The organism is Candidatus Acidiferrales bacterium, from assembly GCA_035934015.1.
Lineage (GTDB): Bacteria > Acidobacteriota > Terriglobia > Acidiferrales > UBA7541 > DAHUXN01.
This window is the reverse complement of sequence record DASYYH010000016.1, coordinates 94,724-107,822: the sequence shown is the minus strand read 5'-3', so window position 1 is coordinate 107,822 and position 13,099 is coordinate 94,724. Positions and strand designations below refer to the sequence as shown.

The 13,099-nt window shown below is 58.6% G+C and carries 14 protein-coding genes and 1 tRNA gene; 12 read left to right on the top strand and 3 right to left on the bottom strand.

All coding sequences use genetic code 11. The features are described 5' to 3' along the window. Positions 1–68: 68 nt before the first annotated feature. Both VGR81_07735 and VGR81_07730 read right to left on the bottom strand, forming a co-directional pair. Positions 69–1,421, bottom strand: a complete 1,353-nt coding sequence (locus tag VGR81_07735) for a DUF58 domain-containing protein (protein ID HEV2288826.1) — start codon at positions 1,419–1,421, stop codon at positions 69–71. Continuing rightward, positions 1,421–2,368, bottom strand: a complete 948-nt coding sequence (locus tag VGR81_07730; GenBank protein HEV2288825.1) for a MoxR family ATPase — start codon at positions 2,366–2,368, stop codon at positions 1,421–1,423. The genes VGR81_07735 and VGR81_07730 overlap by 1 nt, the downstream gene beginning before the upstream one ends. Before the next feature lie 43 nt (positions 2,369–2,411). Here VGR81_07730 and VGR81_07725 point away from each other — a divergent pair. From VGR81_07725 to VGR81_07715, 3 genes are all read left to right on the top strand, one after another. Further along, positions 2,412–2,488: transfer RNA gene (locus VGR81_07725), tRNA-Val, on the top strand. An 83-nt stretch (positions 2,489–2,571) separates the two neighbouring features. Continuing rightward, entirely contained in the window at positions 2,572–3,099 is a 528-nt protein-coding gene (locus tag VGR81_07720) for a DUF4149 domain-containing protein (GenBank protein HEV2288824.1), read from the top strand. An 89-nt stretch (positions 3,100–3,188) separates the two neighbouring features. Next, complete coding sequence (locus VGR81_07715; protein ID HEV2288823.1) at positions 3,189–4,829, top strand: ATP-binding cassette domain-containing protein; 1,641 nt, start codon at positions 3,189–3,191, stop codon at positions 4,827–4,829. Here the strand turns inward: VGR81_07715 and VGR81_07710 are convergent. Then, positions 4,765–5,607 (bottom strand): DNA-3-methyladenine glycosylase, encoded by an 843-nt coding sequence (locus VGR81_07710; protein HEV2288822.1) that lies wholly within the window; start codon positions 5,605–5,607, stop codon positions 4,765–4,767. The two genes, VGR81_07715 and VGR81_07710, sit on opposite strands and share 65 nt — an antisense overlap. Before the next feature lie 580 nt (positions 5,608–6,187). On the opposite strand from VGR81_07710, the gene VGR81_07705 reads away from it, so the two are divergent. The 9 genes from VGR81_07705 to VGR81_07665 all read left to right on the top strand — a co-directional run bounded on the left by VGR81_07705 (position 6,188) and on the right by VGR81_07665 (position 12,985). Then, positions 6,188–6,718 (top strand): hypothetical protein, encoded by a 531-nt coding sequence (locus VGR81_07705; GenBank protein ID HEV2288821.1) that lies wholly within the window; start codon positions 6,188–6,190, stop codon positions 6,716–6,718. Between the two features lie 389 nt (positions 6,719–7,107). After that, positions 7,108–8,184, top strand: a complete 1,077-nt coding sequence (gene ychF / locus VGR81_07700) for a redox-regulated ATPase YchF (protein HEV2288820.1) — start codon at positions 7,108–7,110, stop codon at positions 8,182–8,184. A 55-nt stretch (positions 8,185–8,239) separates the two neighbouring features. Continuing rightward, positions 8,240–8,983, top strand: coding sequence for a ZIP family metal transporter (locus tag VGR81_07695; GenBank protein HEV2288819.1), 744 nt, complete (start codon positions 8,240–8,242; stop codon positions 8,981–8,983). A 129-nt stretch (positions 8,984–9,112) separates the two neighbouring features. Beyond that, positions 9,113–9,715 carry an RNA polymerase sigma factor gene (locus VGR81_07690; protein ID HEV2288818.1) on the top strand — a complete coding sequence of 201 codons (603 nt, stop codon included), beginning with the start codon at positions 9,113–9,115 and terminating at the stop codon, positions 9,713–9,715. Positions 9,716–9,717: 2 nt separating this feature from the next. Beyond that, positions 9,718–10,233 (top strand): zf-HC2 domain-containing protein, encoded by a 516-nt coding sequence (locus VGR81_07685; protein ID HEV2288817.1) that lies wholly within the window; start codon positions 9,718–9,720, stop codon positions 10,231–10,233. Positions 10,234–10,250: 17 nt separating this feature from the next. After that, a complete protein-coding gene (locus VGR81_07680) occupies positions 10,251–10,925 on the top strand; it encodes a DUF3106 domain-containing protein (protein HEV2288816.1) in 675 nt (224 codons plus the stop codon). Between the two features lie 321 nt (positions 10,926–11,246). Further along, on the top strand, positions 11,247–11,684 hold the full coding sequence (locus VGR81_07675) for a hypothetical protein (GenBank protein HEV2288815.1): 438 nt from the start codon (positions 11,247–11,249) through the stop codon (positions 11,682–11,684). A gap of 9 nt (positions 11,685–11,693) precedes the next feature. After that, on the top strand, positions 11,694–12,599 hold the full coding sequence (gene rsmH / locus VGR81_07670; GenBank protein ID HEV2288814.1) for a 16S rRNA (cytosine(1402)-N(4))-methyltransferase RsmH: 906 nt from the start codon (positions 11,694–11,696) through the stop codon (positions 12,597–12,599). Continuing rightward, entirely contained in the window at positions 12,596–12,985 is a 390-nt protein-coding gene (locus VGR81_07665; GenBank protein ID HEV2288813.1) for a hypothetical protein, read from the top strand. Before rsmH ends, VGR81_07665 begins: the two co-directional genes overlap by 4 nt. Positions 12,986–13,099 lie beyond the last annotated feature (114 nt).

The following is a 13,099-nucleotide window of genomic DNA, read 5'->3' as shown; positions in this document are numbered from 1 at the left end:
GGAGGGTTCTTCTTTTCTCAGTCCCACAGCAAAAGAAGAAAATTAATTGAAGTCGCGTTTGGTGTCAGTCACAACGAATCCACAAAAATAAAATACGACGACGACCACAGTGCCGTCGGTATCGACCCTTGCGGCTGGCTGGTGATGACGATCTTGAATCTGTCTGTTTCCGCCGCGAGCGATTCGAGAAAGGCTGCGCCGGAGCCGCTCGTATTCGGCTTGACGTACGCGAGTGTGCGCAGCACTTGATAGATGATCTCGCCCGCCGACGTCATGGACGTGGCCATCTCCGGCGTGCGGAACTGCATGACCGCGCGCGCTTCGTGGAAATGCCACGCGATGCATGCGGCGAGCGAGACGGCGCGCTCGAAGTGTGAATTTTCCACTGGCGATAATTCTCCCCGCTGTTCGCTGTTTTTCGGTGGCGTAGCCGCCGCAGCGCTGACGCAATTATCCAGCGCAAGCACCAGCCGGCGCTCATCTTCACGCGCGAATTCACGCACTTTCAGCGCGCCGGATTTCGCCGATGCTTTCCAATCCACGAAGCGCACACTGTCCGTCGTCGTGTAATCGCGAATCGAATAAAGATCGTTGCCACGCCCGCGGTGCAGGCTCTCGATTTCACCGCTCAGCAGCGGAAGAATTTCGTAAAACTCGTCGGTTGGCTCGACGCGCGGGTAAACCACCAGCTCCATCGGCGAGTCCACGCGCCGCGTCTTCTCCAGAAAACCGAAAGGAAATTTCGTGCGAATGCCGAAAGAGCTTTGCCGGTAGATGCCGCGCTGTGGAAAAAGCAGTTCTACTTTTTGCGATGCAAATTTTTCGTGAGGAATATAGGGAAAATAAACCGGGCGCTTCAAGATGCCGGCCTGTGCGTCATTGCCCGTGCCAACGACGCGCAGCGAAAGCGAAGGCATCATGGCCTTTTCGTTCGCCACGCTCACCGTGGCAAGGATCGGCTGCTCGGCGAAAACGTGCTCTGGCAAATCGATATCCAGTTCCAGGCCGGTCAGCACAATGCGCGAAAGAATTCCCGAAATCAAAATCCCGGCAAGCAGACACGAAAGAATCATGAAAAGCAGATTATTGCCGGTGTTCACAGCAGCAAGGGCAATGACAAACACCGCAGCCAGATAAATGATCCCCTCGCGCGTCAGCCGATAATCGACTTGATAGAGAAGCCAGCGCAGCCCCGTGCGCCGCGCCATCTTTGGCACGATCGCGATGCCCACCCACGCCGCCAGCGCCAGCGCCAGCACAGCCGACAGTCCCGCGAAAACGCTATGCCCGCTTTCGGCCATCGCCGCGGAATAAAGCGCAAGAAAAAGCGCCAGCGTCAGCGTGCTGATCGCGATGCCGAAGTTGCGCCAGCCGGGCTTATCGCGCTCGCGCCACCAGGTCAGGATTCGTGAAGCAGCCATCAGAGTGGAACGCGTGTGGTTTCGAGAATCTCGGAGAGAATCGCTTCCGTCTGTTCGGATTTTTTGCGTGTCGATGTATAGCGCGAGCTGACCACAACGCGATGCGCGAAAACAGGCAGGATAAGCTTCTTGAAGTCATCTGGGAGGCAATAATCGCGGCCTTCCAGAAATGCGCGCGCCTGCGCCGCGCGATGCAGCAGGATGGCGCCGCGCGGGCTGACGCCCAGGCTCAGCTGTTCAGAGCGCCGCGTGCGCTCGACAATTTCCAGAGCGTAGTCCAGCAAGCTGTCGTCCACGCGAACGCGGTTGACAGCTTCCTGCATGGCGCAGACTTCCGCGGCATCCATGACCGCATGTATATCCTCCAGGGAAGCCGCGCCGCCTCCGTTGCGCAAAATCTCCTTTTCGCTCTCGCGATCAGGATAGCCCATCCGAATGCGCATCAGGAAGCGATCGAGCTGCGATTCCGGCAGCGGATATGTGCCATGATGCTCGATCGGATTCTGCGTCGCGATGACGAGAAACGGCTGCGGCAGAGGATGCGTGTGATTGTCCACGGTCACTTGCGCTTCGTTCATCGCTTCCAGCAGCGCCGATTGCGTTTTCGGCGTCGTGCGGTTGATTTCGTCGGCCAAAACGAAATTCGCGAAGAGCGGTCCCGGCTTGAATTCGAATTCTTCGCGCGCCGGATTGAAAACGCTGATCCCGATGACGTCGCTCGGCAGCATATCCGAAGTGAACTGGACGCGTTGGAAAGAGCAGTGAAACGCGCGCGCCAGTGTGTGCGCCAGCGTGGTCTTGCCCGTGCCAGGAACATCTTCGATGAGCAGATGTCCGCGCGCGAGGAGCGCAATGAGCGCCAGTTGGATGACTTCCTCTTTGCCTTTGATGACCCGCGCGATCGTCTGCCGGAGCTGGCTGATTTGTGAGTTTGTGGTCGTGACCATGGATTGCATTTTTCCCGCGCTTCTGTGCGATAATTATCCCGCCGGGCGATTAGCTCAGTTGGTTAGAGCGTTCCCCTCACACGGGAGAGGTCCAAGGTTCAAGTCCTTGATCGCCCACCATTTCGATCCCAAGATTCTTCGCGGCTCGCGTCGCCTTGGGCGTATGATGACGAGCCGAACTGCCATTTTATCGAAAATTGACGATGACCACGATCTGGCGTTTCCTTAAGGTTTTCACACTAGGCACCTGGCTCGGCGGCATGATCTTCTTCGGATTCGTCGCCGGCGTGCTGTTTTCGCAGCTGAAAAGCCCGGATGAAGCCGGAAACATCGTTGGGATCCTTTTGTGGGGCCTGCACATTTTCGGGATTGTTGCAGCGATCGTCTTCCTGATCGTGTCGCTGGTCGCGGCGCGCTCCTGGCGCGGCCTCGTGCAACCCGCTTCGATACTCGTCGAGTTGATGCTGCTTGTAACGCTCGTTTCGCAAGTGTGGATCATGCCCACGATGGATCATCTCCGCACGCAGATGGGCTCGTACATGAACACGCCCGCGACAAATCCTTTGCGTCAGCAGTTCGATCATTTGCATGTACTTTCGGTGCGTCTCGAAACCGGCGTGCTGATATTGGGAATCATCGCGCTGATTTTCGCCGTCGCTCAGAAGGCTCCTCGTCTGCCGTCCGCAGGCGCCAGCGGCGCGATGTCGATGGAGTCTCCAATCATCAAATAAATCCTCAGGGAGATCTGCGAAATCCTGCCATTTCCGGTTTCGCTGCCGGATATGCGCGCTTCGCAAGAACACGGTAGAATTGAATTGCGATGATTTTTGTAAACAGCATTTCGATGCGCTTCGGCGAGCGAATTCTTTTCGACGAAGTCAGTTGCACCTTCAGCGCGGGCCGCCGTTACGCCGTCACAGGCCCGAACGGCGCTGGCAAATCCACGTTCATGAAAATTCTCACGGGCGAAATCGAGCCGACCGCAGGCTCCGTTTCGCGGCCGAAAAAACTCGGCGTCTTGCGTCAGGATCAATTTGCGTTCGACGAATTTCGCGTCATCGATACGGTCATCATGGGCAACGCGGCGCTCTGGAATGCGCTCCAGGAACGCGATGCGCTCTATGCGAAACCGCATGAGGAAATGACCCACGATGACGGCATGCGTCTCGGCGAGCTCGAAGGAATTATCGGCGAAGAGGGCGGCTACACAGCCGAAGCCGATGCTGCAATTCTGCTCGACGGCCTGGACGTAGAAGCATCGCTGCACGAACGCAAAATGGGCGAGCTGCAAGGCGGGCAAAAGGTCCGCGTGTTGCTCGCGCAGGCGCTCTTCGGCAATCCGCGCGCGCTATTGCTCGATGAGCCCACGAACCATTTGGACCTCGATTCCGTTCATTGGCTGCAGGAATATCTCTGCAACTACGATGGCGTGGTCATTGTCATCTCGCACGACCGTCACTTCCTCAATAGCGTCTGCACGCATACCGCCGATATCGACTACGAAACGATCATCATGTACACCGGCGCGTACGACGACATGGTTCTCGCCAAGACGCAAATTCGCGCGCGCATCGAAGCCGAAAACGCGGTGCGCGAAAAGAAAATCGCACAGCTGAACGAATTCATCGCGCGATTCGCCGCCGGAACGCGTTCCTCGCAAGTGATGTCGCGCAAAAAAGAAGTCGAGCGCCTGCAAGTATCCGAACTCGCCAAATCGAATATTGCGCGTCCCTATATTCGCTTCGACATGAACAAACCATCGGGCCGCCATCCGCTGGAATTCAAGGCCATCCGAAAAACCTATGGCGAGCGAAAAGTAATCCAGAATTTCGGTGCGAGCGTTGCGCGCGGCGAGCGCATCGCGCTCGTCGGCCGCAATGGCGCGGGCAAAACGACATTACTGAAATCTTTGCTTCGCAACGCCCCGGGATTCATCGAGGATTCCGATCGTCATTTCGCGATCGACTACGGCAATGTCACGTGGGGCTACGAAGTCGCCGCCGGTTATTTTGCGCAAGACCACAGCGATTCGATCGTCAAGGGCATGACCGTCATCGAATGGCTGCATCAATTCAATCCTGCGGCGACGCAGACGGAATTGCGCGGCCTGCTCGGGCAAATGCTTTTCAGCGGCGACGACGCGCTGAAAATGACGCAAACGCTTTCCGGCGGCGAATCCGCGCGGCTGATTTTCTGCCGCCTGATGCTGCAGAAGCCGAATTTTCTCGTCCTCGACGAGCCGACCAACCACCTCGACCTCGAATCCATCAACGCGCTGAATATCGCGCTGCAGCGCTACGACGGCACCGTGCTGATGGTCACGCACGATTACGACGTGATCGACGAAGTGGCCACGCGCATCTGGCATTGCGAAGGCAACGGCCACATCGAAGATTTCAAGGGGCCCTACGCCGACTACCTCGCTTACGCCGAGCAGAAGATGTCGCAGGTGCGCGGCTAGACGCGCGCTTGCCGGGCTTGCGCGGAGTTTTCGCCGGCGCTTTCTTGATCTCTCGCGCTTTTTTTCCCGCCAGGTCGACCGCTCGCCACATGTACCACGAAGCCACGGTGCGAAAGGGACGCCAGCGTTCGCCGAATTCAGCGAGTTCGCGCGGTTTGGGAATTTCTTTTTTCCCGTAGGTGAGCGCAAATCCTTTTTGCACGCCGTAATCGTGAATGGGCAGCACGTCGGGCCGGCCGAGGCGAAAAATCAAAAACATTTCCACGGTCCACGCGCCGATGCCGCGCACGGAAACCAGTCGCTCGACGAGTTCCTGATCGGACAATTTTTTCGCGTCTTCGAGCGTGGGCACCACGCCTTCGATGGTTTTCTGCGCCAGATCTTTCACCGCGGCGATCTTCGCGCCGGAAAGTCCCGCCTTGCGCAGCGCCAGCTTGCGCACGCGCAGGATTTCCTCCGGCGTGGGGCAGCGGCCATTCGCGCCGGGCGCTCCTGAGCCTAGAGATTTGACGCGCGCGAAAATCGTCGCGGCGGCTTTGCCGGAGATGCTCTGATACGTGATGGCGCGGAGTAGCGCTTCGTAAGGGCTCTGCGCCTCTTCGATACGCAGCTCGAATTCGACGCTCTTCTCGATGACGCGCGCCAGCCGCCGGTCAGCTTTCGAAAGATGCGCGATGGCTTGTCGGTGATCGAATGGCCACGGGTATGCTGTCGGCCGCGCGGCCGCCGGCGTGGCCGTCTCTGGCGTCGTTGCAGGTATCGGTAGTGTCGTCGTCATGCCATTTTCCTGGTCGTCATTGCCATCGTCTTGGTTGGAGGCTTGGAATCATAGCGCAAATTTGCGCTCGCCGCGGCAGCGACGATTGGCGAGTGGCCAGCGGCGAGTGATCAGTTCCGACCAGCGCCGCAACGCAGCGCCTAACCTTGTCATCCCGCGTGTCCTCAGGAACGAAGGGAACTCGGTCGCGCTCTTCACGAACGGCGGTGAGGGACCCGCTGTTGCCTCTTTGTAGTTCGACGCTGCGGGTGGCCCATCCTTCGCCGCTGTTGTGGGATGCCGGTGAGGCCTTCCCGCTGTGGCGTAGAATTATGGGCTGAAAGTCGCCACTAAGGTATTGCATTTTGTTTGAGTTGCCGTATCCGCTCGTCGCTGCACGACTTGCCTCCACCTGTGCTAAATCTGCTCGCCTGTACAGTAGTTTTCAAGCACCCCGTGAACTACCCTTGCGGCAATGGCTTCCATCGCACCGGCGCTGGTAAGAGACCTGTTCTGCGACCACTGCGGGCAGGAATTCGAGCCTAAGCACCGGGTGTGCGCAAGCTGCGGGAAGGCGCCCACGCGCCAGTGGTTCCAGCTGATGAGCTTGGTGACGCTCTTCGCCGCAGTGGCGTGCAATTCCGCGGTGGGGTGGTTCGTGCTGCCGAAGCTCGAGTCCGCGCGCCATGCCCGGAGGATCTTCCACGCGTGGCTGTGGGTGGACCACAAAGCGGCCATCTACGGATGGATTCCGATCATCGGCGGGTTGCTCGCGTGGGATTACTTCATTTGGCGGCGCGCCAAGCTCAGAGGGACTCGCCCGAAAATCAAGCGCTGGATGACACGAAAGCTGCTGATGTTTGTGTTCGCGGCGGCGGCGACTCCGCTCATTCCGTGGTGGGTGCCCGCAGGGCAGGCGCCGGACCAGTTGCTGTCGCTGATCGGCAGATACCCGGGCCTGCCACCAACGCTGGCGTGGGCGGCTGCCGTGGTCGTTCTGATATCGCTCTGCGGAAACCGTCACACGCGCGATTCACTGCTGGGGAATGGGAAAGTACTGAGCCTCGTCAGCCTGGGCGCGCTCGTGGCCGTGCTGTCGGTCACGGTGGTGGGCTGGTCGCTGACCTACTGAACGCGAACGATCGCGCAACGGTCGAGAATTTTTCGCGCGCCTTTTGCGAAGACGGCGAAGGATGGACCACCCGCGCGAGGTTTTCCGCTTGACAATCGGTTAACTCTATGGTACACAGCGTATAGCAGTCTGGATGGTCTAGGCTGCGAGAAATTTGTTAGAAAGGGTGCAAGGCCACGGCGACGTGGCCTTTTCGCTTTTTATGCGCTTTCAGAAATCTAATCGAGTTTCTATGGGAAATTAGAACACGATGCAACTCAAACAAAACAAAGCATCGGAGGCATTTCTAATCGAGTTTTTTCGCCATTATTTTTCGACTTCTGTCCGTTTTCAGACGCTCGCTTCGAAGCGCCAGGCAACGGCGGCGACTATGCTATTCTCGTTCGCCTATGCAGACAGGGATCATTGGGCTGCCGGAGACGGGAAAGACGAGTTTGTTCCGCATTTTGACCGGCGCGCACGTGGAGACGAAGGCGCAGCCGGGCCAGACGCACGTGGGAATCGCGCGCGTCCCGGACCCGCGGCTGATTCGGCTCGCGGAGCTTTTCAAGCCGAAGAAAATCACGTATGCGACGGTGGAATACGTCGACATCGGCGGATTGCAAAAGGATCGCGCGAAAGATTCGGCGTCGCTGGTGCCGTTGCGCGAGGCCGATGCGCTGATGAACGTCGTGCGGCTGTTCGAAAATGCCTCGATGCCGCATCCGGCGGGCTCGCTCGACGCGGTGCGCGATATCGAAAGCGTCGAAATCGAGCTGATGCTGAACGATCTCGAGCAGGCCAGCAAGCGGCTCGAGCGCGTCGAAAAGGATTTGAAGAAAAAACGCGACCCCCAGGCGGAAGCGGAAAAAAGCGTGCTGGAGCGCTGCGTGAAAGCACTCGAAGCGGAAACGCCGCTGCGCGAATTGGACTTCAAGCCCGACGAGCAGAAGTTGATGAACGGATTTATGTTCGTATCGCGCAAACCGATGCTGTTTGCGTTGAACCTCGGAGACGAAGAAGCTGGCGACATGCAGGCAGCAGTCGCGCGGCATAATCTTTCGAAGCTCGCGGGGAAGGCGCGGACGGCGGTGGTTCCGTTCTGCGGCAAAGTGGAATCTGAACTGGTGGATTTGAATGAAGCTGAACAAAAAGAACTGATGAGCGCCTACGGATTGGCCGAGCCGGGGCGCGACAGGATTTTGCGCGCGACGTATGAGTTGCTGGGCTTGATTTCGTTTCTCACCGCTGGCGAGCCAGAATGCCGCGCGTGGACGATTCCGCGCGGGACAAGCGCGGCGAAAGCCGCCGGCGCGATTCATAGCGACATCGAACAGCATTTTATCAAGGCGGAAGTTGTGCGCTGGGAGCATTTGGTCGCTGCGGGAAGCTGGGCAGCGGCGAAAGAAAAAGCGCAGGTGCGGCTCGAAGGAAAAGATTACGTGGTGGAGGACGGCGACGTTATCCTTTTCCGCCATTCCGGCTGACGCGCCGCTTGCCGCAACGGCAGGCGGGATTGCGCTGGCGCTCGGCCTCGGAATTTTGGCCGGACTCGCGGACCTTGCCGGCGGATTTTTCATCATTCACCGCGAATGGTCGCGCGAGTACTTGAAATATTTCATCGCGCTCGGCGCTGGATTCATGCTGGCGGTCGCGCTGCTCGATATGATTCCCGAATCGCTGCGGCTGGCGTCGGTGCAGCCTTTTTCGATTGCGCCGCGAGCGGTGGGCGTTTCGACGGAGTGGGGCGAAGTTCTGCTGCTGGTTCTCGCGGGATATCTGCTCGTGCATTTTTTCGAGCACACGCTCGCGCCGCATTTTCATTTCGGCGAAGAAACGCACGTCGAAAAAATGGCCGCTTCACACGTTGGGTACACGGCCGTGCTGGGGCTGGCGATTCACACGTTTTTCGACGGCGTGGCGATTTCTTCGGGATTGCTTGTTTCGCGGTCGCTGGGCATTCTGATTTTTTTCGCGATTTTTCTGCACAAGCTGCCGGAGGGATTCACGGTCGCGTCGGTGATGATGGCGAGCGGGCAAGGGAAGCGCGCGGCGTTTCTTTCGTCGGCGGTTTTGGGCGCGGCGACGATCGTGGGAGTTGGGCTGATGTTGCTGTGGCGGTCGCATGAGGGAATCGCGCTGCCGCTTTCCGCGGGCGTGGCGCTTTATGTGGCCGCGTCGGATTTGATGCCGGAGGTGAATCACGAACCGGGGCCGCGATGGGCGCTACTGGTATTCCTAGGAGTGGCGGTGATGCTGGGGCTTGAGTTCCTCTTCCGCGCGTGAAGCCATTGCCGTAAGTTGCTTGTTTTAAATCTTTTACGGTGCGTTTGGCGAGGCATGGCTGCCTCTCTGAGCACGGGCGCCGTCCTGCAACTTTATGGCATAGCTGGTGTTAGATAGAATGTGGAGGCTATGGCCAGGTCCGACGTCCAACTGATGCTGGACGTTAAAGCCGGGGACGAAATGTCCTTCGAGCTGTTGTTGCACAAGTATCGGACGCCGCTGGTCAATTTCCTCTGCCGCATGGTGAAAGATCAGGCCGCGGCGGAAGACCTTGCGCAAGAAGTTTTCCTCCGCGTCTATCGCGCGCGCAAGGAATATTCACCGAGCGCGAAATTCACCACATGGCTTTTCCGTATTGCGACGAATCTGGCATTGAACGCGATTCGCGACGGGCGGTACCGGCAGATGACGATCTCGATTGACGCTGCGGCCGACGAAGATGATGCGCCGATGGAAGTGGCGGCGAAGGAGATACGCGCCGACGACAAGCTCATCGAGCGCGAGCGCAACCAAATGATCCGTGGCGCGATTCTTTCACTGCCGGAAAAGCAACGAGTGGCTGTTGTGCTGCATAAGTATCACGATATGGATTACGCAGAGATTGGAAAAGTTTTGGGATGCTCGGAAAGCGCTTTGAAGTCGCTGCTTTTCCGGGCTTACGAAACCTTGCGAATACAATTGGCATTGCTTGTGGCAAGGCCGGCGACCCAGCCAGCCGGGGAGGGAAAGTAGATATGAGTTGCGAAAAAATTTCGAATGCATTGGTTGCTTATCTGGATGACCGCGCCAGCGCGCAGGAGCGCACCGCCGTAGAGGCGCATTTGAAGATGTGCACCGCGTGCCGCGAGCGTACGGAGGAATTCCGGCGGCTGTGGAATGTGATGGCGGAAGTGCCTGCGGTCGAGCCATCGCTGGGATTTGATGCGCGGTTGAGAGAAAAAATCGCTGCGGAGCCGCGGCCGAGACTATGGGCATGGCTATCGCCATCGCCGAGGTTTGCCGCAGCGATGGTTTTGCTCGTGGCATTGTCCATTTGGATTTCCAGGCGGCCGATGCCAGTCACAAATCCTTCGAATGCCGCGAATAGCGAAGAACAATTCCGGATGATCAAGGATCTGGGCGTGCTGGAAAATTACGACGTCATCAGCAATTTCGATGCGCTTTCGGATCTGCCGACTCTTCAGCAGACGAGCGAGCCCGAGCAGCCGAAGCAAGATAACGATCCAGGTTCGAGCAACGGAGCAAGCTGAAATTGAAGCGGGCATAGATGCGTAGATTGTTCCAATTCGGGGCAGCTTTTGCGATGTTCTGCATCGCCGCGTCGCTGGCTCTGGCTTTGCCCGCGCAAAGGCGATTTGCCGCGCCTCGCGCTCAGAATCCGCGGCCGCGCGTGATGGCACAGCGCCGCGCGATGCATCAGCAACAACAAAAGGCGCAGAAACAGCAGAAGCAGATTCAGAAGCAGGAAAACAAACCCGGCGTCCGTGGCGCGCTCGGATTGCCCACGAAATGGGATGAGAGGCTGCGGCAAATGTCGCCGGAAGAGCAAGAGCGTTTCATGCGTAATAATGCGAAATTCCAGAGCCTGCCACCGCAGCAGCAGGAGCGAATCCGGCACCGGATGCAGGCCTGGAATCAGTTGACGCCGCAACAGCAGGATGCGATGCGCAACCGGGCGCAAATCTTCAACCGCCTCTCACCCGAAGAGCGCCAGGAAGTGGTGAGTGATTTGGCGCCGCGCTGGAAAAATCTGCCGCCCGGCCGCAAGGAGCTTCTGAGCGGACGGCTTCGCGTGCTGCGCGGGATGACGCCGCAACAACGCGAGCAGGCCTTGCAGGACCCGCAATTCATGCGCGGGCTGGATGCCAACGAGCAGGATCTGCTGCGAAAAGTCAGCAATCTGCGGCTGGGACCCGGGCCCGGACCGGGGGCAGGGCAATAGTCATTCCATTTGTGCGCCAGCCTATCCCCTCTGGCTCATTTCATTAATCGTTAGAACACATTTCTGCGTTTGCAAGGAAGAGCGCGTCTAGGACTTGGGACCGCTCTTCGGACTGCACACTATATGTAGTGCTTTTGCCGAGCGCCATCCGTCGAAATTTTTGGCGCCGCGGCGAAACTATTTTTGTTTTACCGCGCGATTCCGCTTGACAAGGAAAGGCGCGTGACTACAATGTGCGCACTGAGTGGGAGAAAGTGGTAGGAAGTGGTTGGAGCGGAATGGGGACGGAGCTCACAGCGGTCGCGCTCAACAAGGTCTGGAATGCTGCGGGGAAGCCATCTAGCGACAGTCGACGAGAAGGGACGGGTGAAGGTGCCCGCCGATTTTCTCGGCGAACTGCGCCGCTACGGCAAGCAGTTCTACGTGACCAGCGAGAACGGCGACTACGCGCGCATCTATCCCATGAAAGTGTGGAACGAGATCGAAAAGAAGCTGGCGAAACTTTCGTCGCACAATCCGACCAAGCAAAAATTTCTGGCGCGAACAAACTACTATGGACAAGTGGTCGAGCTTGACGGGCAGGATCGCGTATTGATCCCGCCAGTGCTCCGGGAATCGGCGCAGATGAAGGGCGAAGTCAGCGTGAGCGGACAATTAACGTATCTGGAAGTTTGGAACCATGCCCGTTACCAGGAGCAGATGAAGAACAACCCGATCACGGCCGAAGACGCCAAGGTGCTGGACGAGCTGGGCATCTAGGTTTTGAGTGTGCTGCACACGCCGGTGATGACCGAGGCCATCGTGAGGTGGCTGCGGATCAAGCCGGAGGGGACTTACGTCGATGCGACGCTTGGGACGGGCGGACACGCATTGGCGATTGTAAGAGGGCTGACGTCGGGGCGGCTAGTGGGCTTGGATCGCGACCCGCAGGCCATCGAAATTGCGCGGGAACGGCTCCGGGAATTTGGGCAGCGGGTGATTCTGGTGCAAACGGATTTTTCGAAGATCGGCGAAGTCGCGCGGGACTTGCGGCTGCCTGCGCTCGATGGCGTTGTCGCCGATCTGGGCGTTTCAAGTCTGGAGCTGGATACTCCGGAGCGCGGCTTTTCTTTCCGCTGGGGCGGGCCGCTGGATATGCGCATGAATCCGGAGCATCCGCTGGTAGCCGACGAAATTGTGAACCATTGGCCGGAAGAGGATCTGGCCAACGTGCTCTATCGCTTCGGGGAAGAGCACGACTCACGCAAGATCGCCAGGGCCATTTTGAGAGCGCGGCCGATCCGCGACACGGAACACCTGGCAACGGTTGTGGCAGGGGCCCGAAAAGCAAGGGGAAGGCAGAGACTGCATCCCGCGACAAAAACGTTTCTGGCGCTGCGGATAGCGGTGAATCGAGAGTTGGAGGAACTCGGGCAGTTTCTTTCTAGGACCCCTGCCACATTAGCTCCCGGAGCGAGATGGGCGATATTGAGTTACCACTCGCTCGAAGACCGCATGGTCAAGCGCGGCTTTCAAGAGCTCGCGCGGGCCGGCGGTTATGCGATTCTGACGAAGAAGGTCATCCAGCCGGACGAAGCCGAAATCAGAAAAAATCCCAGGGCGCGGAGCGCGAAGCTGCGAGTAATCGAAAAGCAAGAGGCCCCGCTGGATGAAGACGAGAGGCGAGCATCATGACGGAATTCTATACTTCCAAGCGCATCGACAATTCACGCCTGTCGCGGCAGGCGGCGCCGCGCCGCTGGCGGGAATACGCAAAGCGAATGACGTGGGGCGCGGTGCTGGCGTCGTGCGCTCTGCTCTATACCTGGCAGCACTTCCAGGACATTCAGTTGCGCTATCAACTCGAAGATTTGCAGGCGCGCCACGCACAGGCCGTGGAGCTGAATCAGCAGCTTCATCTGCAGGCCGCGTTGCTGACGTCGCCGATGCGCATCGATACGATTGCCCGGCAGCAACTGGGCATGACCGTTTCCGTCCCGGCGCAGTACGTTCCGGCCGACGCCACGCGCGACGGCTATTTCGCGCAAGCGCGCGTGCCTTCGCAGTCCGCGCAACCGTGAGCTGCGGCGGCAGCGCCTTGCGCTGTTATTCGAGGCTTCGAGCAACCCGCGCGGAATTGGCTAGGGTAGCGGATAGCCGCGTTGCGGGATGAACAGCTCTCAAGAATCAGGCCG

What these genes read in the sequence shown, in the direction of transcription:
- VGR81_07705 (HEV2288821.1), top strand. Translation starts at nt 6,188, where the DNA reads ATGAGCTTGGTGACGCTCTTCGCCGCAGTGGCGTGCAATTCCGCGGTG.
- VGR81_07675 (HEV2288815.1), top strand. Translation starts at nt 11,247, where the DNA reads ATGCTGCGGGGAAGCCATCTAGCGACAGTCGACGAGAAGGGACGGGTG.
- VGR81_07730 (HEV2288825.1), bottom strand. Translation starts at nt 2,368, where the DNA reads ATGGTCACGACCACAAACTCACAAATCAGCCAGCTCCGGCAGACGATC.
- VGR81_07720 (HEV2288824.1), top strand. Translation starts at nt 2,572, where the DNA reads ATGACCACGATCTGGCGTTTCCTTAAGGTTTTCACACTAGGCACCTGG.
- VGR81_07690 (HEV2288818.1), top strand. Translation starts at nt 9,113, where the DNA reads ATGGCCAGGTCCGACGTCCAACTGATGCTGGACGTTAAAGCCGGGGAC.
- VGR81_07710 (HEV2288822.1), bottom strand. Translation starts at nt 5,607, where the DNA reads ATGACGACGACACTACCGATACCTGCAACGACGCCAGAGACGGCCACG.
- VGR81_07665 (HEV2288813.1), top strand. Translation starts at nt 12,596, where the DNA reads ATGACGGAATTCTATACTTCCAAGCGCATCGACAATTCACGCCTGTCG.
- ychF (HEV2288820.1), top strand. Translation starts at nt 7,108, where the DNA reads ATGCAGACAGGGATCATTGGGCTGCCGGAGACGGGAAAGACGAGTTTG.
- VGR81_07680 (HEV2288816.1), top strand. Translation starts at nt 10,251, where the DNA reads ATGCGTAGATTGTTCCAATTCGGGGCAGCTTTTGCGATGTTCTGCATC.
- VGR81_07715 (HEV2288823.1), top strand. Translation starts at nt 3,189, where the DNA reads ATGATTTTTGTAAACAGCATTTCGATGCGCTTCGGCGAGCGAATTCTT.
- VGR81_07685 (HEV2288817.1), top strand. Translation starts at nt 9,718, where the DNA reads ATGAGTTGCGAAAAAATTTCGAATGCATTGGTTGCTTATCTGGATGAC.
- VGR81_07735 (HEV2288826.1), bottom strand. Translation starts at nt 1,421, where the DNA reads ATGGCTGCTTCACGAATCCTGACCTGGTGGCGCGAGCGCGATAAGCCC.